Genomic DNA, 24403 nt, shown 5'->3' with positions numbered 1-24403 from the left:
TACATTAGCGAAAAATCATAAGGCCAGAGGATTTGCCTGAAAAATGCGGCTATGGATCTTTCTTGTTGCGACGCTGCTGCTGGCGGGATGTAGCTCCCACCGCGCGCCGCCGCCGAACGCACGACTTTCCGACTCCATCACCGTGATTGCCGAACTCAACGACCAGTTGAACCACTGGTACGGCACGCCTTACCGCTACGGCGGCATGAGCCGCGGCGGGGTAGACTGTTCCGGCTTCGTGATGATGACCTTCCGCGATCGCTTCTCGCTGATGCTACCGCGTGAAACGCGCCAGCAGGCGGAAATCGGCACAGAAATCGATAAAGACGATTTGCTGCCGGGCGATTTAGTCTTTTTCAAAACCGGATCGGGGCAGAACGGCCTGCACGTCGGGATCTACGACACTGACAACCAGTTTATCCACGCCTCCACCAGCCGCGGCGTCATGCGCTCATCGCTCGATAACGTCTACTGGCGCAAAAAATTCTGGCAGGCGCGTCGCATTTAGCGCTCACCCGCCGCGCCCGCGGCGGGTGTACCCTTCAACGCCCCGAGCGGGCTTTTTAGCCATTCTGCGAAGCCTTTCACGCCGGTCTGCACGGTTTCCCTTCTATAGTCTGTAGGCTTGAGCGCGCGCTCATAACCATGCGGGCAGAGATAACAGGGGGAAAGGCATGACCGAACGGACGATGAAAATAGCGATTATCGGCGGCGGCAGCAGCTACACGCCGGAGCTGGTGGAAGGGCTGATAGCCCGCAAAGAAACCATCGCGCTGCATGAGCTGGCGCTGGTGGATGTCGAAGCCGGGCGCGAAAAGGTGGAGATTATCGCGGGCCTGACGCGCCGGATGCTGGCGAAAAACGGATTGTCGCAGGTGTGTGTATCCGTTCATTTTACGCCGGATGAGGCGATCCGCGGCGCGAGTTTTGTGCTGACGCAGCTGCGCGTCGGTCAGTTGCCCGCCCGCGCCGCCGATGAACGCCTGGGTCTGAAATACGGACTGATTGGCCAGGAGACCACGGGCGTCGGCGGGTTCGCCAAGGCGCTGCGCACCATTCCTGTCATGCTCGATATCGCCCGTAAAGTGGAGACGCTCGCGCCGCAGGCGTGGATCATCAACTTCACCAACCCGGCGGCGATCGTCACCGAGGCGGTACAGCGCCACAGCAAGGCGAAAATTATCGGGTTGTGTAATGTGCCCGTCACCATGCATCACATGATAGCCGCCATGCTGGGCGAGCCGTCAGCCGAGGTGGCGCTGCGCTTTGCCGGGCTTAATCATATGGTGTGGGTGCATCAGGTGACGGTGCGCGGCGAAGACCGAACGCAAACGGTGCTCGATAAACTCTGTAACGGCGCGACCCTCACCATGAATAACATTCAGGAGGCGCCGTGGCCCGCGCCGCTGCTGCGCGCGCTTGGCGCTATTCCATGCCCGTATCACCGTTATTTCTACTTAAGCCGCCAGATGCTGGAAGAAGAAATCGACGCGGCGCGCGGTCGCGGCACTCGCGCGGAGCAGGTAATGGCGGTCGAGCGCGAACTGTTTGCGTGCTACCAGGATCCGCAGCTGGCGCACAAACCGGAGCAGCTCAGCTTTCGCGGCGGTGCCTTCTACTCTCAGGTGGCGCTGGAGCTTATCGATGCAATTCATAACCACTGTGGCGCGATGCTGGTCGTCAACACGGCTAACCGCGGCGCCATTCACGGCCTGCCGGATGACGCCGTGGTGGAGACCAACTGCGTGGTGGACGCGCAGGGCGCCCATCCGCTGGTGTTTGGCGCGCTGCCGCCCGCCATGCACGCCTTAACGACCCAGGTGAAAACCTATGAGCGGCTCACCATCAAGGCGGCGGTCGAAGGCGACCGCGCCAGCGGTCTGCTGGCGCTTATTACCAACCCGCTGGTGGGCGACGCGACGCTTGCGCAGGCGCTGCTGGACGAGGTGCTGGCGCTCAACCGCGACTACTTGCCGCAATTTCGGGAATAACCCCCCGGCGCGATAATCGCCACTCATGAAATGCGCAGCAAATTTGGCGCGTCAGTGACCACCGCGACTATCGCGCCGATTTTGTTCGTGCACGGTTAACCCACCTCCACTTTCCCATTAGCAAAATGCCCCGTTTTCACGCGTAAAAATTACCGGCTTGTGAGTGTCAGCCGTAAATATTAATGTCAAAAATGACGGGGCGCGATTCTGTAAAGGATCGACCCGGCACTGGTGCCAAATGAAATACCAGGATAAGCTCTTTCTGTAAGGAGTATTCTGAAATTGGCACCGAAACGGCTGGATAAATAGTTTAACAGAATCAATCAGGTTGCACGTGGTAGTAACTTAATCCAGTATAGCGGGCTCCTATTAATAACGCGCAGGGCAGACAATATGATTGTTTCGCTCGATACACGGTATCAGTCTCATCTGCTGTTCGCCCCGATCGCCCTTCCGTCAGGGGGGCTGCTGGGGATGGAAGTTATCGCCAATTTCACCAGCCTGAATGCGCAGGTGCGCTTCCCCACGGAATTCATTATCCCGCGAATTAATGCTGAAGAAAGATTAATGCTTTTTTACGAAAAAATAAGTTTGATCGAAAAATGGCGCGAGGCATTTATAAAAAACGCGCTGTTCGCGGTGGTAAAGATTGATCATAAGATAGCCAGCGCTATTTTATCCAGCCCGACATTACGGGCGCGTCTCGCGCAATTACCGTTTCTGGAATTAGGCATTAATGAGAATTTTCCTGAACTTAATAAAGGTAAAGAAAATAAAGCCATCTTTTCTTTATCTCGTTATTTTCCGTTAATGCTATGTAACTTCGGTGCCGGCGCCGCGACAGGACGTGCCATTTTCGACGGACTGTTCCGGCGCGTGGCGCTCGACAAAACCTTTGTCCAGAAACGGCGCGCAGGCGGCATGTTTGAGCCTTTTATGTACGCTATCGCCAACCAGGTCGGGCCCTGCTGCCAGACGCTGATCCTGCCCGGCGTCGATAACGACGAAGCGCTCCATGAGGCACGCAGCCTCGGCTTTAATGGCGTGCAGGGCGCGCTGTGGCCCGCTATGGATGGTGAAACGCTGGTCCTCACCCTTGCGATGACGCAATAACCTTAAACCTGCGCTGTGTTTAAGGCCTCCATAACGCACTACACTTAGTGCAGGAGGAGCCATGAGCCAAAATCCCCACTTTACCGCCACCTGGCGCGATGAACTGCCAGGTTTTTATACTGAACTCACCCCTACGCCGCTCAGTAACAGTCGCCTGCTGTGCCACAACGCACCGCTGGCGCAGGCGCTGGAACTCCCGGATACGCTGTTTGACTATGAGGGGCCGGCGGGCGTCTGGGGCGGCGAAACGCTGCTGCCCGGTATGGCGCCGCTGGCGCAGGTTTACAGCGGTCACCAGTTCGGCGTCTGGGCCGGTCAGCTCGGCGACGGTCGCGGCATCCTGCTCGGCGAGCAGCAGCTCAGCGATGGCCGCAAGGTTGACTGGCACCTGAAAGGCGCGGGGCTGACCCCGTACTCCCGCATGGGCGATGGCCGCGCGGTGCTGCGCTCCACGGTGCGCGAGTTTCTCGCCTCCGAAGCGATGCACGGGCTCGGTATTCCCACCACGCGCGCGCTCAGCATCGTCACCAGCGACACCCCGGTGCGGCGCGAAACCACCGAGCGCGGCGCGATGTTAATGCGCATTGCCGAAAGCCACGTACGCTTCGGGCATTTCGAGCATTTTTATTACCGTCGCGAGCCGGAACAGGTACGCGAACTCGCGCAATATGTTATCGCGCACCACTTTGCGCATCTGGCGCAGGAGGAAGACCGCTTCGCGCTCTGGTTTGGCGAAGTGGTGACGCGCACCGCAAAGCTGATGGCGAGCTGGCAGTGCGTCGGTTTCGCCCACGGGGTAATGAACACCGATAATATGTCGGTGCTCGGGCTGACGATGGACTACGGCCCGTACGGTTTTCTCGACGACTACAACCCGGGCTTTATCTGCAACCATACCGACTATCAGGGCCGTTACGCGTTCGACAACCAGCCGGGCGTCGGGTTGTGGAATCTGCAACGTCTGGCGCAGGCGCTCTCACCGATTATTCCGGCGGAGCGGCTTAACGCGCTGTTGGATGAATACCAGCCTGCGCTGCTGCGCGAGTGGGGCAAACAGATGCGCGCGAAACTCGGCTTCACCGTCGAGAAAGAGGGCGACAACGACTATCTGCGCGAGTTACTGACGCTGATGGCGCGCGAGGGGAGCGACTACACGCGCACCTTCAGAATGCTGAGCGTCACCGAGCAAGGGTCGACGGCCTCGCCGCTGCGCGATGAGTTTATCGATCGCGCGACGTTTGACGCCTGGTTTGCGCGTTATCGCGCGCGGTTGCAGGAAGAGGGCGTGGAAGATGACGCCCGCCAGCGGCTGATGAAATCCGTCAATCCGGCGCTGGTGCTGCGCAACTGGCTGGCTCAGCGTGCTATCGAGGCGGCGGAACGCGACGACGCGAGCGAACTCTCGCATCTGCTTGACGCGCTGCGTAACCCCTTCGCCGATCGCGACGATGACTACACGCATCGTCCGCCGGACTGGGGAAAACATCTCGAAGTGAGTTGTTCAAGCTAGGCGCATAAAAAAGGGAAACCCGTCGGTTTCCCTTTTTATTTCGCGTGGAAGGCTCCGCGCTCAGAGGCGGCTTTCAACCGCGTCGGCAAGGCGCTCCAGCAGGATTTCGCTCTCCTCCCAGCCGAGGCACGGGTCGGTAATCGACTGACCGTAAGTCAGCGGCGTGCCGGGGACAATTTTCTGGGTGCCTTCGGCGATAAAGCTCTCCACCATCACGCCCGCCACCTGTGTTGAGCCCGCGCGGATCTGCCGGCAGATATCGTCACAGACGTCGAGCTGACGCCGGTGCTGCTTCTGGCAATTACCGTGGCTGAAATCCACTACCAGCCGCTCCGGCAGGTTAAATTCGCGCAGCGCTTCGCAGGCATCGTTAATGGCCTGCGCGTCATAATTCGGCGTTTTGCCGCCGCGCATGATGATATGACCGTAGGGGTTGCCGCTGGTCTGGTAAATCGTCATCCGGCCATGTTTATCGGGTGAGAGGAACATATGGCTGGTGCGCGCCGCGCGGATGGCGTCCACCGCGATACGGGTGTTGCCGTCGGTGCCGTTTTTAAAGCCCACCGGGCAGGAGAGCGCCGAGGCCATTTCACGGTGGATCTGGCTCTCAGTCGTGCGCGCGCCGATGGCGCCCCAGCTGATGAGATCGGAAATATACTGCCCGACCACCATATCGAGAAACTCGGTAGCTGTCGGCACGCCCAGCGCGTTGACCTCCAGCAGCAGCCGGCGGGCCTGCTCAATACCGTGATTCACGCGGTAGCTGCCGTTAAGATCCGGATCGGAAATCAGCCCCTTCCAGCCGACCACCGTGCGCGGCTTTTCAAAATAGGTGCGCATGACGATTTCCAGCCGGGAATCATATTTTTCCCGCAACTGCGCCAGGCGGCCTGCGTAATCGACCGCCGCGCGGGTGTCGTGAATCGAGCAGGGCCCGATAACCACCAGCAGGCGCTGATCGTCGCCATTAAGAATTTTTTCAATACGGCGGCGGGCGTCAAGCACATGGCCTGCGACCGCCTCCGTGACGGGATAGCGCGCGGCAAGCTCAGCGGGTGTCACCAGGCTGTCGATACGTGCCGTACGAAGTTCATCGGTTTTAATCATGGGTGTCTCAGAATCTGTTGCTTCATCGGCATCAGCGCCGGAAGTGATGGGCATCACGATAAACCAATCTGCCCTGAATTCAAGGCTATTGACGGATTCATCAGGCCACGTAACGCCACCGTAACACAGATTGTTGCACCTTTGTACTAGTTTATCAGTACATGCGTCGGCTAAGACCCATGATGTCGAGAATTTTGGTCGCTATCTCTTCTACCGAATAGTTAGTGCTGTTGAGGTAGGGGATCTGGTGTTTACGATAAAGCGCTTCGACTTCAGCCACTTCCAGACGGCACTGGCGCATGGAGGCATACCGGCTGTTTTCACGCCGCTCCTCACGGATAGCCGCCAGCCGCTCAGGGTTAATCGTCAGGCCGAACAGCTTATGCTGGAAGGGGCGCAGCGCTGCGGGCAGGTTCAGGTTATCCATGTCGTCGGCAATAAAGGGGTAGTTGGCGGCCCGGATGCCGAACTGCATGGCGAGATAGAGGCTGGTGGGCGTTTTACCGCAGCGCGACACGCCAAGCAGGATCACCTGCGCCTGGTCGAGATTACGCATTGAGATGCCGTCGTCGTGGGCGAGCGTGTAATCGATCGCCGCGATGCGTGCGTCATATTTGGTGATATTGGCCGGGTTAAGGCCGTGGGTGCGGTGAGCGACCGGCGTCGGGTCGAGCCTTAACTCTTCCTGAAGCGGAGCGACCAGCGCCTGAACGATATCCTGGCAAAACCCCTGGCTTTGCAGAATGATGTCGCGCACTTGCGGCAGCACGATGGAGTAGAACACCAGCGGGCGCACGCCGGTCTGCTGGTAGATGGCGTCGATCTGCTCTTTTACCGCTCTGGCGCGGCTTTCATTTTCCACAAACGGCAGGGTAATGCTGTTGATGCTGACGGGAAATTGCGACATCACCGCATGGCCTAATACCTCAGCGGTAATCGCGGTGCCGTCGGAAATATAAAAAACCTGGCGATCAACAACACTATCCATGGTATCTGTCCTTAATTCAGGTTGAGTATCGTCTCAAGCATAAAATAATGCCCGAGCGTGAGGCATGGCATTTCTCTCATTTTTTGAAATGAAACGCTGTTTTTATTTCTGCCAGAAGACGCGTTTCATCTCATGAATATCACTGAAAATCATAGACCAAAAGAGTATCCCAGCCTAATCAATCAGTTACCAAATGCAGAATTTGTCTGAAAATTTGAAATTTTCAATTTGCTTGAACGATTCACCGTTTTTCCCGCCGCCTTTTCTATGCCAGGCTAAAACGGCTGTCAGGTGTTTCTTAATCCCGTTCATATATCATAAAAGGATTGCTTCGATGTCCAACAATGGCTCGTCATCGCTCATACTTTGGTATAACCAGCTCGGCATGAATGATGTAGACAGAGTTGGGGGCAAAAACGCCTCCCTCGGTGAAATGATTACTAACCTGTCCGGTATGGGCGTCTCTGTGCCAAACGGGTTTGCGACCACCGCCGAGGCGTTTAATCAGTTCCTCGAAAGCCGTGGCGTCAACCAGCGCATCTATGAACTGCTGGATAAAACCGATATCGACGACGTGACCGAACTGGCGAAAGCCGGCTCGCAGATCCGTCAGTGGATAGTCGACACCCCTTTCCAGCCGGAACTGGAGCAGGCTATTCGCGACGCCTACGCCCGGCTTTCCGCCGATGACGCCGAAGCCTCCTTTGCGGTGCGCTCCTCCGCCACCGCCGAAGATATGCCGGACGCCTCGTTCGCCGGTCAGCAGGAAACTTTCCTTAACGTGCAGGGTATCGACGCCGTCATGGTGGCGGTGAAGCACGTCTTCGCCTCGCTGTTTAACGACCGCGCCATCTCCTATCGCGTGCATCAGGGCTACGATCACCGCGGCGTGGCGCTCTCGGCGGGTGTGCAGCGCATGGTGCGCTCGGATCTCGCCGCCTCAGGCGTGATGTTCTCCATCGACACCGAATCGGGCTTCGATCAGGTGGTGTTTATCACCGCCGCGTATGGCCTTGGCGAAATGGTAGTGCAGGGCGCAGTCAACCCGGACGAATTCTATGTACATAAGCCGGGCCTGGCGGAAGGCCGTCCGGCGATTGTGCGCCGCACGATGGGCTCGAAAAAAATCCGCATGGTTTACGCCGACACGCAGGAGCACGGCAAACAGGTGCGCATCGAAGATGTGCCGCAGGCCGATCGGGACCAGTTCTGCATCACGCCGGACGAGGTGCAGGAGCTCGCTAAACAGGCGGTGCAGATTGAGAAACACTACGGCCGACCGATGGATATCGAGTGGGCTAAAGACGGCCATACCGGCAAACTCTTTATCGTGCAGGCGCGCCCGGAAACCGTGCGCTCGCGCGGCCAGGTGATGGAGCGCTACACGCTGCATTCGCAGGGCAAAGTGGTGGCCGAGGGTCGCGCTATCGGGCATCGCATCGGCGCGGGCACCGTGAAGGTTATCCACGACATCAGCGAAATGAACCGCATTCAGCCGGGTGATGTGCTGGTCACCGATATGACCGACCCGGACTGGGAACCTATTATGAAAAAAGCGGCGGCTATCGTGACTAACCGCGGCGGGCGCACCTGTCATGCGGCGATTATCGCCCGTGAACTGGGCATTCCGGCGGTTGTTGGTTGCGGCGACGCCACCGAGCGCATTAAAGACGACGAGAAAGTCACCGTCTCCTGCGCCGAAGGGGACACTGGCTACGTCTACGCCGATCTGCTGGATTTCAGCGTGAAAAGCTCAAGCGTAGACACCATGCCGGATCTGCCGCTGAAGGTGATGATGAACGTCGGCAACCCGGATCGCGCGTTTGACTTCGCCTGCCTGCCCAACGAGGGTGTCGGCCTGGCGCGTCTCGAATTTATCATTAACCGCATGATTGGCGTGCATCCGCGCGCGCTGCTGGAGTTCGACCAGCAGGAGCCGGCGCTACAAAACCAGATCCGCGAGATGATGAAAGGCTTCGACAACCCGGTTGAGTTTTATGTCGGGCGTCTCACCGAAGGCATCGCGACGCTCGGCGCGGCGTTCTGGCCAAAGCGCGTTATTGTGCGTCTGTCTGACTTTAAATCCAACGAATACGCAAATCTGGTGGGCGGCGAGCGTTATGAGCCGCATGAAGAGAACCCGATGCTGGGTTTCCGCGGTGCGGGGCGTTACGTGGCCGACAGCTTCCGCGACTGCTTCGCGCTGGAGTGCGAGGCGGTGAAACGCGTGCGTAACGACATGGGCCTCACTAACGTTGAAATCATGATCCCGTTCGTGCGCACCGTGGATCAGGCGAAAGCGGTGGTGGACGAGCTGGCGCGACAGGGCCTTAAGCGCGGTGAAAACGGGCTGAAAGTGATTATGATGTGCGAAATCCCGTCCAACGCGCTCCTGGCCGACCAGTTCCTTGAGCACTTTGACGGCTTCTCGATTGGCTCCAACGACATGACACAGCTGGCGCTCGGTCTCGACCGCGATTCTGGCGTCGTCTCGGAACTGTTCGACGAGCGCAACGAGGCCGTGAAAGCGCTGCTCTCCATGGCGATTCGCGCCGCGAAAAAGCAGGGCAAATATGTCGGCATCTGCGGTCAGGGGCCGTCAGATCACGAGGACTTCGCCGCCTGGTTAATGGAAGAAGGGATTGATTCGCTCTCGCTCAACCCGGATACCGTGGTGCAAACCTGGCTCAGCCTGGCTGAGCTTAAAAAATAAGTGCGATATATTTAAAAACCCGCCGGAAGGCGGGTTTTTTATTTTCAGCGGGTAATTTGCACCCCATCACAAATACGGGAAAAAGCAAAAAATCATAAACTGGCTGTGGATTTCTGCAATTGTTGGGGGGCGACGCGTTCACAATACTTAGGCCTGATATCGCACCCGTGGTTTGCGTGCGAGACAACACGCTTTCTAACGTTGATAAGGCCAATAATAATGAACCTCACCTCTGCTCTTACGACAAAAGATAAAATAGGATACGGCTTAGGCGATATGGCGAGCGCGCTGGTCTGGCAAACCGCGACGCTATTTCTCGCCTATTTTTATACGGATGTTTTCGGTCTGCCCGCAGCGATTATGGGCACCATGTTTTTACTGGTCAGGGCGGTGGACGCGTTTGTCGATCCCTGCATCGGCGCGCTGGTGGACCGCACCCGTACTCGCTATGGCCGTTTCCGCCCCTGGCTGCTCTGGTTCGCCATTCCTTTCGGCGTGAGCTGTCTTATTACTTTCTATGTGCCACAGGCTGGCGAAACCACGAAAATCGTTTACGCCTGCGTCACTTACAGCATCCTGAGCCTCGTTTACTCTGCCATTAACGTGCCCTATTGCGCCATGCCCGGCTCGCTGACCATGGACCCGCGCGAGCGCCATTCGCTGCAATCCTGGCGCTTCGGGCTCTCTTTTATCGGCGGGCTTATTGTTACCGTGATTGCGCTGCCGATGGTCGACTGGCTCGGCAGCGGCAACGCGCAGAAAGGCTATTTCTACGCAATGGGCCTGATGGGCGCGCTCGGCGTGGTACTTTTCTTTTGCTGCTTTTTTATGACCCGCGAGCGTTATCTGCCGGTGAATGACGCCAGCAGCTCCATGCTGAAAGATTTAAAACTGCTGGCGGCTAACAGCCAGTGGCGCATCATTTTCCTGTTTAATATTTTACTATTAACCGCTGTGGTCACGCGCGGCTCCGCGACAATGTATTACGTGAAGTATGTGCTGCTGCGCCCGGATCTGGTGTTTTTATTTATTGTCGCCGGCATGGTGGCGAATCTGACCGGCGCGTTATTATCAGAACGTCTGCTCGGAAAATATGACCGCGTGCGTTCTTATCAGTGGACCATTATTAGCTTTGTGGCGCTCGCGGCGCTGATCTTCTTTATTCCCCCAACCGCCGTCTGGTTAATTTTCGCTATCAATATTGTCTTCAGCTTTATTCAGAACCTCACCACACCGCTGCAATGGACCATGTTTTCCGACGTGGTGGACTATGAAGAACACCGCAGCGGACGCCGCCTCGACGGGCTGGTGTTCTCAACCGCGCTCTTCGCCATCAAGCTCGGCCTGGCGCTCGGCGGCGCGGTGGTGGGCTGGATCCTCGGCATGGTCGATTACCTGCCAAACCAGGCCACGCAAAGCGCCAGCGTGCTGACCACCATTAACGCGCTGTTCACGCTTATCCCCTGCGCGCTGTTCTTACTGATGGCGCTGCTGCTCTGCTTCTATCAGCTCAGCAGCCGTCGCGTGGCCGCTATCGCCGCGGAGCTGGTGCAAAAGCGCCAGGTGCGCGAAGACACCGCCTCTCTCAAGCCTGCAATTCAGGAGTAACCGATGACTATCTATAAGGACCCAACCCGTCCGGTGGCTGAACGCGTCGCCGATTTGCTCGCCCGCATGACGCCGGAGGAGAAATTCGCCCAGATGCACGCTTACTGGCTGGTGCTGTCGCCGGAGGGCGACCACCGGGAGCGCACCGATTTGAGCGATGAGTTTTCCGGCGCGACCCAGCAGGCGGCGCTGACCGAACGTCTGAAACGCGGCGCGGGGCAGATAACCCGCCCGCTCGGCACCCATATCGTCGCGCCGCAGGAGGGCGTGCGCGCCGCCAACCGGTTGCAGAAAATGCTGGTGGAAGAGACGCGGCTCGGCATTCCCGCCATGTTTCATGAAGAGTGCCTGGTGGGGCTGTTATGCAAAGACGCGACGCTGTTCCCGTCGTCGCTTAACTACGGCTCGACCTGGGATCCGCAGCTGGTGGAGCAGGCGGCGCAGGCGATAGGGCGCGAAGCGCGCGCCGTTGGCTGTCATCAGGGCCTCGCGCCGGTGCTCGATGTGTCGCGCGATGTGCGCTGGGGCCGCACCGAAGAGACCTTCGGCGAAGATCCGTGGCTGGTGGGCGTGATGGCGACGCACTACGTAAAAGGACTTCAGGGGCCGCAGCGGGATCTGCTGGCGACGCTCAAACATTATGTGGGGCACTCTTTCAGCGAAGGGGCGCGCAACCATGCGCCGGTTCACCTCGGCTTTTGCGAACTTAACGACACCTTCCTGCTGCCGTTCGAAATGGCGATTAAGCTGGCGCAAGCGGGCTCCGTAATGCCCGCTTATCACGATATCGATAATGTGCCGACCCACGCCGATGATTTTTTGCTTACGCAGGTGCTGCGCGAGCAGTGGGGCTTCGACGGCATTATCGTTGCCGACTACGGCGGCGTGAGCCTGCTGCATCAGCATCACGGCGTGGCGCAGGACGCGGCGCACTCGGCGGCGCTCGCCTTTAACGCGGGGCTTGATATCGAACTGCCGAAGGATGACTGCGCGCGCCATCTGGCGGACGCGCTGGCGCGTGGGCTTATCACGATGGAAAAAGTCGATGAGATTGTGGCGCGCGTCTTAACCGAGAAATTCCGTCTCGGGCTGTTTGAACATCCGTACGCCGATGAAAACAGCATTACGCTGCAGAGCGACGAGACGCGGCGCACCGCCCGCGAGGTGGCGGCGCGTTCGCTGACGCTGCTTGAAAATAACGGCGTGCTGCCGCTTCAGGGCGCGCCGCGCGTGGCGGTGGTTGGGCCGACCGCGGACGATCCGCTGGCGCTGCTGAGCGGCTACAGTTTCCCGGTGCATCTCATCATCAGCGATATGCTGGAGCAGACAAGCCAGGTGACGACGCCGCTTGCCGCACTGCGCGAACAACTCGGCAGCGCGCTCACGGGCTATGCCAAAGGCTGTCATATTATTGAGAAACGTATGGCAGGCGCGCCGGTGTTCCCTGGCGACAGCGGCGAAAAACCGATGCAACAATCGCCGGTCTCAGACGACGTGTCGCTCATCCCCGAGGCAGCGGCGCTCGCTGCGGAAAGCGACGTGGTGCTGGCGTTTGTGGGCGATCTTTCCGGGTTGTTCCAGAGCGGCACTGTAGGTGAAGGTTCCGACACCGACAGCCTGCAACTGCCGGGCGTGCAGCAACAGCTACTGGAGGCGCTGGTGGAGACCGGCAAACCGGTGGTCGTGGTGATGACTGGCGGGCGGCCCTATCATCTTGGCGGGCTGGAGCCGCGTGTGGCCGCCTGGGTAATGGCCTGGGCGCCAGGCCAGGAGGGCGGACATGCCATTGCCGATCTGCTTACCGGCAAGGCAGAGCCGCAGGGTCGGTTAGTGGTATCGGTAGCGAAAAGCGCAGGCGCGATGCCTTACTACTACAACCATAAGCTGAAAAGCGGCGGCACGCCGTATGCGTTTCACTTCGGCTCGCGTTACCCGTTCGGCTACGGCAAAACCTGGACCGAATTCCGCTACGGCGCGCTGCAGATAGCCCGGTCGCGGGTGCCGATGACAGGCGAAATTGACGTCTCGGTCACTGTAACCAACAGCGGTGCTCAGGCGGGCAGTGAGGTGGTGCAACTGTATGTACGCGATAAAGTGGCGTCACTGGTGCGTCCCGTACAGGAGCTGAAGGCCTTTGGGCGTGTCTCGCTGGCGCCTGGCGCCACTGCACGGATGACGTTCCGCGTGCCGGTCGATATGCTCAATTTTACCCGTCGCGATGGCGCGCGTATCGTCGAGCCTGGCGAGTTTGAAATACGCGTTGGGGCTAATAGCGGCGATATTCGCAGCCGCGGCACCATTATCGTTGAAGGCGAAACTCAGGTGCTTGGAAATAGCTGGCGGATGCTGAGTGAGTGCGTTATTGAACAATAATTAGCCAGTTAAAGAATAAAAAAAAGCCCATCGTGGGAGATGGGCAAAGACTACACACAGCAATTCGTTGTTTCACTCAGGGGATTTCCATGTTTATAAATCAAGGCGTTGATTTATAACCGTGGATTAATAGTAGGCTTATCCATTTTTTGCGTCGATCAGATTCGTCTCAATAGTTCAACGTTAATGAATTATTAACGCGTCAAAGGACGGAATTTACGATAAATCACGGGTCTGACCAGTAGGTATGTGAAATAATTAATAAGTAATACTTAAGTAAAAGGCGGGTTTCCCCGCCTCCATTTATTTTTTTACTTTCTCTTTCTCACTTTCTTCCAGCGCCTCGATCACAATTTCCGAATTATTCTCCGGGAGCGGGGCTTCACGCACCCACACCGAGAACAAGCGCCAGGAAACCGCCAGCAGCACCGGGCCGATAAACAGGCCAATCATTCCGAACGCGATAAGCCCGCCGATAACGCCCGACAGGATCAGCACCATCGGCAGATCCGCACCCATGCGGATAAGCACCGGACGAATAACGTTGTCGAGCGTGCCGACGACAGCGCTCCAGACCAGCAGCACGGTGCCCCAGGTGGCATCGCCGCTCCAGTAAAGCCAGATAATCGCCGGCACCAGCACCGGCAGCGGGCCAAGCTGCACCAGACAGCTTAAGATCATCACGACGGTCAGGAGCGTGGCGTAAGGGATGCCAGAAATCGCAAGCCCGATACCGCCAAGCACGCCCTGCACCAGCGCCGTGACCACCACGCCGAGCGCCACGGCGCGGATCGCCTGGCCTGCCAGCACCACTGCCGCGTCGCCGCGTTTTGAGGCCAGGCGGATAGCGAAGTGGCGAATGCCAAAGGCCACCTGCTCGCCGCGCCAGTAGAGGAGGGCGCTGAACAGCAGCATCAGGCCGCAATGCATCAGCAGTCTGCCGATATGCGCGGCCTGGCCGATAAACCAGCCGGTCGTCGTGCCCAGATAAGGCCGCACTTTCGCCATGATGGCCGAGCCGCCGCTCTCCACCAGGTTGTGCCAGCCGAGATACAATTTATCGCCCACATACGGGATGCTGTTGAGCCACGCCAGTTCCGGAATGGTCATCTGGCCGGAGGTCAGCCAGTGAATAAACGGCGCGCTGTTATCCACGAGGCTGTTAACCAGCAACGCTACCGGAATCACAAACAGCATAATGAGCATCAGAACCATCACCACTACGGCCAGTGAGCGTCTGCCCCACAGCATCTTCTGCAGCCGCAGCAGCAGCGGCCAGGTGGCGATGACCACCGTGCCTGCCCACGCAAACCCCAGAATAAAGGGCTGCACAATCCACAGGCAGGCGATGATCATGACCGAAAGAAACAACACGGACAGCAGAATTTGCGGCACGTCCATGGGCTGTCGAAGTTTTACCATAAACCACATTCACCTTTTGTCATACGCGTTACGCCCAAAGCGGCGTTCCCGCCCCGGTCGGGGCGCTCATATGATGAGTGATTTCCGGGCGTTTGGATAGCCGCTGCCCCGGCGCATTTCTGGCGGGCGTGACATATAAAAATGTGATACAACCTTGAATGCGCAACGCAAACGATAACTTCCAACATCTAAATGTCAGGCAGGGTCAAGATCCATGATCCCACAAATTTCTCAGGCGCCAGGGCTGGTACAGGTGGTGCTGAACTTTTTGCAGGCACTGGAGCAACAAGGTTTTACCGGCGATACCGCCACGAATTACGCCGATCGCCTCACGATGGCGACCGACAACAGTATCTATCAGCTCCTTCCCGATGCGGTGATTTTCCCCCGCTCAACCGCTGACGTGGCGCTGATGGCGCGCCTCGCTGCCGAACCCCGTTTTACATCGCTCATTTTCACTCCGCGCGGCGGCGGCACTGGCACCAACGGCCAGTCCCTGAACCAGGGGATCGTCGTTGATATGTCGCGCTATATGAATCGCATCATCGAAATCAACCCGGAGCAGGGCTGGGTGCGGGTCGAAGCTGGCGTCATTAAAGATCAGCTCAATGAATACCTGAAGCCCTATGGCTACTTTTTTTCGCCGGAGCTCTCCACGAGCAACCGCGCCACGCTTGGCGGGATGATCAACACCGACGCCTCCGGGCAAGGCTCGCTGGTTTACGGCAAAACGTCCGATCATGTTCTCGGCGTGCGGGCGGTGCTGCTGGGCGGCGATATCCTCGACACCCAGGCGATGCCGACCGCCCTTGCCGAAGAGCTGGGCCGCGCGCAGACCACGCTCGGGCGTGTCTACCACACCGTGCTGGAGCGCTGCCGCGAGCAGCGCGCGCTGATCCTTGAGAAATTTCCAAAGCTCAACCGCTTTCTCACCGGCTACGATCTGCGCCACGTTTTTAATGACTCACTTTCAGAATTCGACCTGACCCGTATTCTGTGCGGATCGGAAGGTACGCTGGCGTTTATCACCGAAGCGCGGCTCGACATCACACCGCTGCCGAAAGTGCGCCGTCTGGTGAACGTGAAATATGATTCGTTTGACTCGGCGCTGCGCAGCGCGCCGTTTATGGTCGAGGCGCAGGCGCTCTCTGTCGAGACCGTCGATTCGCGCGTGCTGAACCTGGCGCGCGAAGATATCGTCTGGCATTCGGTGCGCGAGCTGATTACCGACGTGCCGGATAAAGAGATGCTCGGGCTCAACATCGTCGAGTTCGCCGGGGATGACGAAGCGCTTATCGACGGGCGCGTTGCGGCGCTCTGCGCGCGTCTGGATGAACAGATGGCCGGCGGGCAGAGCGGCATTATCGGCTGGCAGGTTTGCCAGGAACTCGCGGGCGTCGAGCGCATTTACGCCATGCGTAAAAAGGCGGTCGGTCTGCTGGGCAATGCCAAAGGGCTCGCCAAGCCGATTCCTTTTGCCGAGGATACCTGCGTGCCGCCGGAGCATCTGGCTGATTACATCGCCGAGTTCCGCGCGCTGCTGGATAGCCACGGCCTGAGCTATGGCATGTTCGGCCACGTTGACGCGGGCGTGCTGCACGTACGCCCGGCGCTGGATATGTGCGATCCGCAGCAGGAGATGCTCATGAAGCGCATCTCCGATGACGTCGTCGCGCTCACTGCCCGCTATGGTGGGCTACTGTGGGGCGAACACGGCAAAGGTTTTCGCGCCGAATACAGCCCGGCGTTTTTTGGCGACACGTTGTATGACGAGCTGCGGCGCATCAAGGCGGCATTCGATCCGGATAACCGGCTGAACCCCGGTAAAATCTGCGCGCCGTATGGCCTGGACGCGCCGATGATGAAAGTGGACGCGGTGAAGCGCGGCACGTTCGACCGGCAGATCCCGCTTGCGGTACGCACTTCCTGGCGCGGCGCGATGGAGTGCAACGGCAACGGCCTGTGCTTTAACTTCGACGTGAAAAGCCCGATGTGTCCGTCGATGAAAATCACCAGTAACCGTATTCATTCGCCGAAAGGGCGCGCTACGCTTGTGCGCGAATGGCTGCGGCTGCTCTCGGATCGCGGCGTCGACCCGCTACAGCTTGAGAAAGCGCTGCCGCAAAAGCGCGCGAGCCTGCGCTCACTGATTGAGCGCACCCGCAACAGCTGGCACGCGGGGCGGGGCGAGTACGATTTTTCGCACGAGGTCAAAGAGGCGATGAGCGGCTGCCTCGCCTGTAAAGCCTGCTCCACCCAGTGCCCGATCAAAATCGACGTGCCGGAATTCCGCTCGCGCTTTTTGCAGCTCTACCACACGCGTTACCTGCGTCCGATGCGCGATCATCTGATAGCGACCGTCGAGAGCTACGCGCCGCTGATGGCCCGCGCGCCGAAAACGTTTAACTTCTTCATGAGCCAGCCGTGGGTGCGCACGCTTTCCGAGCGCCATATCGGCATGGTCGATTTGCCGTTGCTCTCGACGCCAACGCTCCAGCAGCAGCTGGTGGGGCATCGCAGCGCCGGGATGACGCTTGAAGAGCTGGAGCGGCTGCCGGAGGCGGACAAAGCCCGCACGGTGCTGGTGGTGCAGGATCCGTTCACCAGCTATTACGACGCGCAGGTGGTGGCTGATTTTGTGCGATTGTGCGAAAAGCTCGGCTTCCAGCCGGTCGTGCTGCCGTTTTCACCTAACGGCAAAGCGCAGCACATCAAAGGTTTTCTCCAGCGCTTCGCGAAAACCGCGCGTAAAACGGCCGATTTCTTAAACCGCGTGGCGGCGCTCGGAATGCCGCTGGTGGGCGTCGACCCGGCGCTGGTGCTCTGTTATCGCGATGAATATAAGCAGACGCTTGGCGCGGAGCGCGGCGATTTTCACGTGCAGCTGGTGCATGAGTGGCTCACCACGGCGCTGGCGGCGCGTCCGGCTGCGCCGGTTGCCGGCGAGCCGTGGTATCTCTTCGGCCACTGCACCGAAGTGACCGCGTTGCCAGCCACTGCCGGACAGTGGGCGGCGATTTTCGCGAAGTTCGGTGCGAAACTTGAAGGCGTGAACGTCGGCTGCTGCGGGATGGCGGGCACTTACGGGCATGAGGTGAACAACCATAAGAATTCGCTCGGCATCTATGAGCTCTCCTGGCATCAGGCGATGCAGCGGCTGCCGCGCGCCCGCTGCCTTGCGACCGGCTATTCGTGCCGCAGCCAGGTAAAACGTATCGAGGGCAGCGGCGTGCGCCACCCGCTCCAGGCGCTGCTGGGGATGATTGTATGATCTGGCGGCGCACCGCCACGCTTGAGGCGCTGAACGCCATGGGCGCCAATAACATGGTCGGGCTGCTGGATATCCGCTTCACCCGGCTTGATGACGCGGAGCTTGAAGCCAGCATGCCGGTGGACAGCCGTACCCACCAGCCATTCGGCCTGCTGCACGGCGGTGCGTCAGTGGTGCTGGCGGAAACGCTCGGTTCGGTAGCGGGCTACCTCTGCTGCGAGGGCGAGCAAAACGTTGTCGGGCTTGAGGTCAACGCTAACCACCTGCGCAGCGTGCGTAGCGGCCGCGTGCGCGGCGTCTGCCGCGCGGTGCATGTCGGGCGTCGTCATCAGGTGTGGCAGATAGAAATCTTCGACGAGCAGAACCGGCTCTGCTGTTCATCACGGCTCACCACGGCAGTGGTGTAACTGACTACCTGACCCGGCGCTCGCCGGGTTTTCTTTCTCCTTATGACCCGCCATAACCGCCCTTTACGCAAACCGCCTCTTCACAGGGGCGCTATTATATAAATAGGTATAAACGATACATCTTTTGTTGCGGCGCTATCGTCACGTGTTAATTTCTGCGTTTCGTTTAATAAGTAATTGATAAAAAACATTTTTCAGGCGTCATTTTTGCCTGCTGCAGGCTCTCAGGGAGGGTCTATGCTTAATAAAAGTGTTCAAAAAGTGCCTTTAACGGGAATACCCCTGATCCGCAGAGGTTGAAGTGATAATTATTATCACTAACATAGCGTTATCGCCTGACAGGCAATCACTCCAGGAGGCAGACCTATGGAATCACAAGCAGGTACGTTCAACCCCGCAGAGTTCAGCTGGCAGGGCCTGACGATGACGCCAGACGCGGCGAAACATATTCGCGACTTAATGGCGCAGAAAACGGGTCTGCTGGGGGTGCGTCTTAGCGTGAAACAGAGCGGCTGCGCCGGGTTTGGCTATGTGCTGGACACGGTCAGCGATCCTAAAGACGACGATCTTGTTTTTGAGGCGGAAGGCGCGCGCCTGTACGTTCCGCTTCAGGCGATGCCGTTTATCGACGGCACCGAAGTGGATTACGTGCGCGAAGGCTTAAACCAGATTTTTAAATTCAATAACCCTAAAGCGCAGCACGCGTGCGGCTGCGGTGAAAGTTTTGGGGTCCAGGCGGAGTAATTATGTCCCGTAACAGTGAAGCAACTGACGATGTCAACACCTGGAGCGGCCCCCTGAACTATAAAGAGGGCTTTTTTACCCGGCTTCAGACCGATGAACTGGCGCACGGCATCAACGAAGAGGTAGTGCGCGCCATTTCCGCTAAACGCAACGAGCCTGAGTGGATGCTTGAGTTTCGCCTGAACGCGTACCGCGCCTGGCTTGAGATGGAAGAGCCCCACTGGCTGCATGCGCATTACGACAAGCTCAATTATCAGGATTACAGCTACTACTCCGCGCCGTCCTGCGGTCATTGCGACGATGCCTGCGCGTCCCAGCCGGGCGCCGTTCAGCAGCCGGGCGGCAACAGCAACAGCTACCTGACGCAGGAAGTGGAAGAGGCGTTTAACCAGCTCGGCGTACCGGTACGCGAAGGCCGAGAAGTGGCGGTGGACGCAATTTTTGACTCCGTTTCCGTTGCCACAACTTACCGCGACAAGCTGGCGGAGCAGGGGATTATCTTCTGTTCCTTCGGCGAGGCTATCCACGATCATCCGGAGCTGGTGAAAAAATACATCGGCACCGTCGTGCCCTCGAACGATAACTTCTTCGCCGCGCTGAATGCTGCGGTCGCCTCCGACGGCACCTTTATCTATGTGCCGAAGGGCGTGCGCTGCCCGATGGAGCTTTCCACCTATTTCCGCATCAACGCGGAAAAAACCGGCCAGTTCGAGCGCACCATCCTGGTGGCGGACGAAGGCAGCTACGTAAGCTATATCGAAGGCTGCTCGGCGCCGGTGCGCGACAGCTACCAGCTGCACGCGGCGGTGGTGGAAGTCATCATCCATAAAGACGCTGAAGTGAAATACTCCACGGTGCAGAACTGGTTCCCTGGCGATAACAATACCGGCGGCATCCTTAACTTCGTCACCAAGCGCGCGCTGTGCGAAGGCGAAAACAGCAAGATGTCCTGGACTCAGTCGGAAACCGGCTCGGCGATCACCTGGAAATACCCGAGCGTCATCCTGCGCGGCGACAACTCCATCGGCGAGTTCTACTCGGTGGCGCTGACCAGCGGCCATCAGCAGGCCGATACCGGCACCAAGATGATCCACATCGGCAAAAACACGAAATCGACGATTATCTCGAAGGGCATCTCGGCCGGTCAGAGCCAGAACAGCTATCGCGGGCTTGTGAAAATCATGCCGACCGCCACTAACGCCCGTAACTTTACGCAGTGCGACTCAATGCTGATAGGCCCGGACTGCGGCGCGCATACATTCCCGTATGTCGAGTGCCGCAACAACAGCGCCCAGCTTGAACATGAGGCGACGACCTCGCGCATCGGTGAAGATCAACTGTTCTACTGCTTACAGCGCGGGATCAGCGAAGAAGACGCTATCTCTATGATTGTTAACGGCTTCTGTAAGGATGTCTTCTCAGAGCTGCCGCTGGAATTCGCGGTCGAAGCGCAAAAATTATTAGCCATTAGCCTTGAGCACAGCGTCGGCTAAGGCGAGAAAAAGGATAAGACATGTTAAGCATTAAAGATTTACAGGTCAGCGTGGAAGAGAAGGCTATCCTGCGCGGTTTAAACCTTGAAGTTAAACCAGGGGAAGTGCACGCCATTATGGGGCCGAACGGCTCCGGGAAAAGTACGCTCTCCGCGACGCTCGCCGGGCGTGAGGATTATGAAATCACCGGCGGCGAAGTGCAGTTTAAAGGTAAAGATCTGCTGGCGCTGTCGCCGGAAGAGCGCGCGGGCGAAGGCATCTTTATGGCGTTCCAGTATCCGGTGGAGATCCCGGGCGTCAGCAACCAGTTCTTTCTGCAAACCGCGCTGAACGCCGTGCGCGAATACCGTGGCCAGGAGGAGCTTGACCGCTTCGACTTCCAGGATCTGATGGAAGAGAAAATTAAGCTGCTGCAAATGCCTGAAGATCTGCTGACCCGTTCGGTCAACGTCGGCTTCTCCGGCGGTGAGAAAAAGCGTAACGACATCCTGCAAATGGCGGTGCTGGAGCCGGATCTGTGCATTCTTGACGAAACCGACTCCGGGCTTGATATCGACGCCCTGAAAATCGTCTCCGAAGGGGTGAACGCGCTCCGCGATGGCAAACGTGCGTTTATCATCGTCACCCACTACCAGCGCATTCTGGACTACATCAAGCCCGATGTCGTCCATGTGCTGTATCAGGGGCGGATCGTGAAGTCTGGCGACTTCTCTCTGGTCAAACAGCTGGAGGAGCAGGGCTATGGCTGGCTTACCGAACAGCAGTAACGCGCTGCAACAGTGGCATCGCCTGTTTGAAGCGCAGGGCGGCGAGCGCTCCGAAGAGGCGCGCGAGCATCTGCAACAGCTACTGCGCCTCGGCCTGCCCACCCGCAAGCATGAGAACTGGAAATACACGCCGCTCGACGGTTTGCTGAAGCATGATTTCGTGACGCCTGCGCCGCAGTCGCTTGACCGCGCCGCGTTCGACGCGCTGGCGCTGCCAGTCGACGCGCTGCGGATGGTGTTTATCGATGGCCGCTTCGCGCAAGAATTCAGCGATACGCTTGATGAGAGTGGTTTTGAGATTAGCGTCAACGACAGCCGCGGCGGGTTGCCCGCGCCGGTACAGCCGGAGGCGTTTTTGCACCTCACCGAGAGCCTCGCGCAGAGCGTGACGCACATTCGCGTGGCGCGTAACCAGCAGCCGTCCAAAGCGCTGCTGCTGATGCATATCAGCGCGGGTCGCGCGGGCGATGAGATGAACACCGTGCACTATCGTCATCATCTGGAACTGGCGGAAGGCGCGCAGGCTACGGTTATCGAGCATTATGTCAGCCGCGACGCGCAGCCGCATTTTACCGGCGCGCGTCTGACCATGCAGGTGGGCGCCAACGCGCAGCTAAACCACTATAAGCTGGCGTTTGAGAACCCGCAGAGCTGGCATTTCGCGCATAACGATATGTTGGTCGCACAGGATGCGCAGGCCGCCAGCAGCAGTTATCTGCTTGGCGCGGGCGTCTTGCGCCACAACACCAGCACCCAGCTTAACGGCGAAAACATTACGCTGCGGGTCAACAGCCTGGCGCTGCCGGTAAATAACGAAGTGTGCGATACCCGCACCTGGCTTGAGCACAACAAGGGTTACTGCAACAGCCGTCAGTTGCACAAAACCATCGTGCGCGACAAAGGCCGCGCGGTGTTTAACGGGCTGATCAAAGTCGCGCAGCACGCCATTAAAACTGACGGGCAGATGACCAACAACAACCTGCTGCTGGGCCGGCTTGCGGAAGTCGATACCAAACCGCAGCTGGAAATTTACGCCGATGACGTGAAATGCAGCCACGGCGCGACCGTAGGCCGCATCGACGATGAGCAGATGTTCTACCTGCGTTCGCGCGGCATCAGTGAACAGGCGGCGCAGCAGATGATTATCTACGCGTTCGCCGCGGAGCTTACTGAAAGCATCCACGACGAGGCGCTCAAACAGCAGGTGCTGGCGCGTATCGGCCAGCGCTTCGCAGGGGGAGAGGCATGAGTTTTTCTCTACAGCAGGTGCGCAGTGACTTCCCGGTGCTGGCGCGCGAGGTGAACGGCCAGCCGCTGGCCTATCTCGACAGCGCCGCCAGCGCGCAGAAGCCGACGGCAGTAATTGAGGCCGAGGCGGAATTCTACCGCCACGGCTACGCGGCCGTGCATCGCGGCATTCACACGCTGAGCGCAGAAGCGACTCAGCGCATGGAAGCCGTACGCACCCGGGCGGCGCAGTTTGTTAACGCGCGCCTGCCGGAAGAGATCGTTTTCGTACGCGGTACTACCGAGGGGATCAACCTCGTGGCGAACAGCTGGGGCAACAGCCAGCTGCGCGCAGGCGATAACCTGATCATCACCGCGATGGAGCATCATGCCAATATTGTGCCCTGGCAGATGCTCTGCGCGCGTACCGGCGCGCAGTTGCGCGTGCTGCCGATTAATCAGGACGGCACGCTGCAGCTCGACATTCTGCCGTCGCTTATCGACGAGCGCACCCGTCTGGTGGCGGTGACGCACGTTTCCAACGTGCTCGGCACCGAAAACCCGATCGCGGAGATAATCGCGACGGCGCATCAGGCGGGCGTGAAAGTGCTGGTAGACGGCGCGCAGGCGGTGATGCATCACAAGATTGACGTCCAGGCGCTGGACTGCGATTTCTACCTCTTCTCCGGCCACAAGCTCTATGGGCCTACCGGCATCGGCATTCTGTACGTCAAAGAAGATATCCTCCAGGCGATGCCGCCGTGGGAAGGAGGCGGTGCGATGATCGCCACTGTCAGCCTGACGGAAGGCACCACCTGGGCGGCGGCGCCGTGGCGCTTTGAAGCCGGCACGCCCAATACCGGCGGGATCATCGGGCTTGGCGCGGCGATGGATTATGTCGATGCTATTGGTCTTGAGAATATTCACGACTATGAGCGTACGCTGATGACTTACGCGCTGCGCGAGTTGCAGGCGGTGCCGGAATTAGAGATTTACGGCCCGGCGGAGCGGCTCGGCGTTATCGCCTTTAACCTCGGCAAACACCACGCCTATGACGTGGGCAGTTTTCTGGATAACTATGGCGTCGCGGTGCGCACCGGCCATCATTGCGCGATGCCGCTGATGGAGTTTTACGGCGTGCCTGCGATGTGCCGCGCGTCCCTCGCGATGTACAATACCGAAGATGAAGTGGACCGGCTGGTGGCCGGGCTTATCCGCATTCATCGTTTGTTAGGCTGAAAGGAGCGTCAATGGCTGGTTTGCCGGAAAAAGAGAAACTGCTGCGTAACTTTAACCGCTGCGCCAACTGGGAAGAAAAATACCTCTATATCATCGAGCTCGGCCAGCGGCTGGCCCCGCTCAATGATGCGGAGCGCGCGCCGCAATACCGTATTCAGGGCTGCCAGAGCCAGGTCTGGATCGTCATGGCACCGCGCGAAGACGGCGTGATTGAGATGCGCGGCGACAGCGACGCGGCTATCGTCAAAGGGCTTATCGCCGTGGTGTTCGCGCTCTATCAGCAGATGACCGCGCAGGACATCTTGAATTTCGACGTACGCCCCTGGTTTGAAGAGATGTCGCTGACGCAGCATCTCACCCCGTCCCGCTCGCAGGGCTTAGAGGCGATGATCCGCGCCATTCGCGCGAAAGCCGCCGACCTGAGCTAATC

General features: G+C 58.7%; 18 protein-coding genes and 1 other RNA gene. 15 read left to right on the top strand and 4 right to left on the bottom strand.

Translation table 11 applies throughout. The features are described 5' to 3' along the window. The first annotated feature begins 43 nt into the window (after nucleotides 1–43). The 4 genes from BJP61_RS13005 (at nucleotide 44) to selO (ending at nucleotide 4614) form a co-directional block, all read left to right on the top strand. On the top strand, nucleotides 44–508 hold the full coding sequence (locus BJP61_RS13005) for an NlpC/P60 family protein (RefSeq protein WP_038863335.1): 465 nt from the start codon (nucleotides 44–46) through the stop codon (nucleotides 506–508). Nucleotides 509–674: 166 nt separating this feature from the next. Next, nucleotides 675–1991 (top strand): 6-phospho-beta-glucosidase, encoded by a 1317-nt coding sequence (locus tag BJP61_RS13000; protein WP_171998511.1) that lies wholly within the window; start codon nucleotides 675–677, stop codon nucleotides 1989–1991. 393 nt (nucleotides 1992–2384) lie between these two features. Beyond that, the gene (locus BJP61_RS12995) at nucleotides 2385–3104 is read left to right on the top strand and encodes an EAL domain-containing protein (protein WP_161581330.1); all 720 of its coding nucleotides are present in this window, start codon (nucleotides 2385–2387) and stop codon (nucleotides 3102–3104) included. 61 nt (nucleotides 3105–3165) lie between these two features. After that, nucleotides 3166–4614, top strand: coding sequence for a protein adenylyltransferase SelO (gene selO, locus BJP61_RS12990; RefSeq protein ID WP_171998510.1), 1449 nt, complete (start codon nucleotides 3166–3168; stop codon nucleotides 4612–4614). A 60-nt stretch (nucleotides 4615–4674) separates the two neighbouring features. Here the strand turns inward: selO and BJP61_RS12985 are convergent, their stop codons facing one another. Then, entirely contained in the window at nucleotides 4675–5721 is a 1047-nt protein-coding gene (locus BJP61_RS12985) for a 3-deoxy-7-phosphoheptulonate synthase (protein WP_038863323.1), read from the bottom strand. Nucleotides 5722–5875: 154 nt separating this feature from the next. Beyond that, complete coding sequence (locus tag BJP61_RS12980) at nucleotides 5876–6709, bottom strand: pyruvate, water dikinase regulatory protein (RefSeq protein ID WP_038863322.1); 834 nt, start codon at nucleotides 6707–6709, stop codon at nucleotides 5876–5878. A 334-nt stretch (nucleotides 6710–7043) separates the two neighbouring features. Here BJP61_RS12980 and ppsA point away from each other — a divergent pair, with 334 nt between their 5' ends. The 3 genes from ppsA to BJP61_RS12965 all read left to right on the top strand — a co-directional run bounded on the left by ppsA (nucleotide 7044) and on the right by BJP61_RS12965 (nucleotide 13403). Beyond that, entirely contained in the window at nucleotides 7044–9422 is a 2379-nt protein-coding gene (gene ppsA, locus BJP61_RS12975) for a phosphoenolpyruvate synthase (RefSeq protein WP_171998509.1), read from the top strand. Nucleotides 9423–9641: 219 nt separating this feature from the next. Continuing rightward, a complete protein-coding gene (locus BJP61_RS12970; protein WP_038863319.1) occupies nucleotides 9642–11030 on the top strand; it encodes an MFS transporter in 1389 nt (462 codons plus the stop codon). Between the two features lie 3 nt (nucleotides 11031–11033). After that, nucleotides 11034–13403 carry a glycoside hydrolase family 3 N-terminal domain-containing protein gene (locus tag BJP61_RS12965; protein WP_171998508.1) on the top strand — a complete coding sequence of 790 codons (2370 nt, stop codon included), beginning with the start codon at nucleotides 11034–11036 and terminating at the stop codon, nucleotides 13401–13403. Nucleotides 13404–13418: 15 nt separating this feature from the next. Here BJP61_RS12965 and rprA read toward each other — a convergent pair. Both rprA and ydiK read right to left on the bottom strand, forming a co-directional pair. After that, nucleotides 13419–13526, bottom strand: an RNA gene (gene rprA / locus BJP61_RS12960) — antisense sRNA RprA. A 180-nt stretch (nucleotides 13527–13706) separates the two neighbouring features. Next, nucleotides 13707–14825 carry an AI-2E family transporter YdiK gene (ydiK, locus tag BJP61_RS12955; protein WP_161579367.1) on the bottom strand — a complete coding sequence of 373 codons (1119 nt, stop codon included), beginning with the start codon at nucleotides 14823–14825 and terminating at the stop codon, nucleotides 13707–13709. Between the two features lie 214 nt (nucleotides 14826–15039). On the opposite strand from ydiK, the gene BJP61_RS12950 reads away from it, so the two are divergent. The 8 genes from BJP61_RS12950 to sufE all read left to right on the top strand — a co-directional run bounded on the left by BJP61_RS12950 (nucleotide 15040) and on the right by sufE (nucleotide 24401). Then, nucleotides 15040–18096, top strand: coding sequence for an FAD-binding and (Fe-S)-binding domain-containing protein (locus BJP61_RS12950; RefSeq protein WP_161579366.1), 3057 nt, complete (start codon nucleotides 15040–15042; stop codon nucleotides 18094–18096). Continuing rightward, nucleotides 18093–18503 (top strand): 1,4-dihydroxy-2-naphthoyl-CoA hydrolase, encoded by a 411-nt coding sequence (menI, locus tag BJP61_RS12945; RefSeq protein WP_161579365.1) that lies wholly within the window; start codon nucleotides 18093–18095, stop codon nucleotides 18501–18503. The genes BJP61_RS12950 and menI overlap by 4 nt, the downstream gene beginning before the upstream one ends. 366 nt (nucleotides 18504–18869) lie before the next feature. Continuing rightward, nucleotides 18870–19247, top strand: a complete 378-nt coding sequence (sufA, locus tag BJP61_RS12940) for a Fe-S cluster assembly scaffold SufA (protein ID WP_171998507.1) — start codon at nucleotides 18870–18872, stop codon at nucleotides 19245–19247. 2 nt (nucleotides 19248–19249) lie between these two features. Then, nucleotides 19250–20740, top strand: a complete 1491-nt coding sequence (gene sufB / locus BJP61_RS12935) for a Fe-S cluster assembly protein SufB (protein WP_038863312.1) — start codon at nucleotides 19250–19252, stop codon at nucleotides 20738–20740. Nucleotides 20741–20760: 20 nt separating this feature from the next. Beyond that, nucleotides 20761–21507: a Fe-S cluster assembly ATPase SufC gene (gene sufC / locus BJP61_RS12930; RefSeq protein WP_171998506.1), complete on the top strand. Its 747-nt coding sequence runs from the start codon at nucleotides 20761–20763 to the stop codon at nucleotides 21505–21507. Further along, the gene (gene sufD / locus BJP61_RS12925; protein WP_161579364.1) at nucleotides 21482–22756 is read left to right on the top strand and encodes a Fe-S cluster assembly protein SufD; all 1275 of its coding nucleotides are present in this window, start codon (nucleotides 21482–21484) and stop codon (nucleotides 22754–22756) included. Before sufC ends, sufD begins: the two co-directional genes overlap by 26 nt. After that, nucleotides 22753–23973: a cysteine desulfurase SufS gene (sufS, locus tag BJP61_RS12920; protein WP_171998505.1), complete on the top strand. Its 1221-nt coding sequence runs from the start codon at nucleotides 22753–22755 to the stop codon at nucleotides 23971–23973. The genes sufD and sufS overlap by 4 nt, the downstream gene beginning before the upstream one ends. Before the next feature lie 11 nt (nucleotides 23974–23984). Next, complete coding sequence (gene sufE / locus BJP61_RS12915) at nucleotides 23985–24401, top strand: cysteine desulfuration protein SufE (protein WP_171998504.1); 417 nt, start codon at nucleotides 23985–23987, stop codon at nucleotides 24399–24401. Nucleotides 24402–24403 lie beyond the last annotated feature (2 nt).

This window comes from Cronobacter sp. JZ38 (assembly GCF_008932145.1).
Lineage (GTDB): Bacteria > Pseudomonadota > Gammaproteobacteria > Enterobacterales > Enterobacteriaceae > Cronobacter > Cronobacter muytjensii.
The sequence above is the reverse complement of the archived record's forward strand: the minus strand, read 5'-3'. Positions and strand labels throughout refer to the sequence as shown.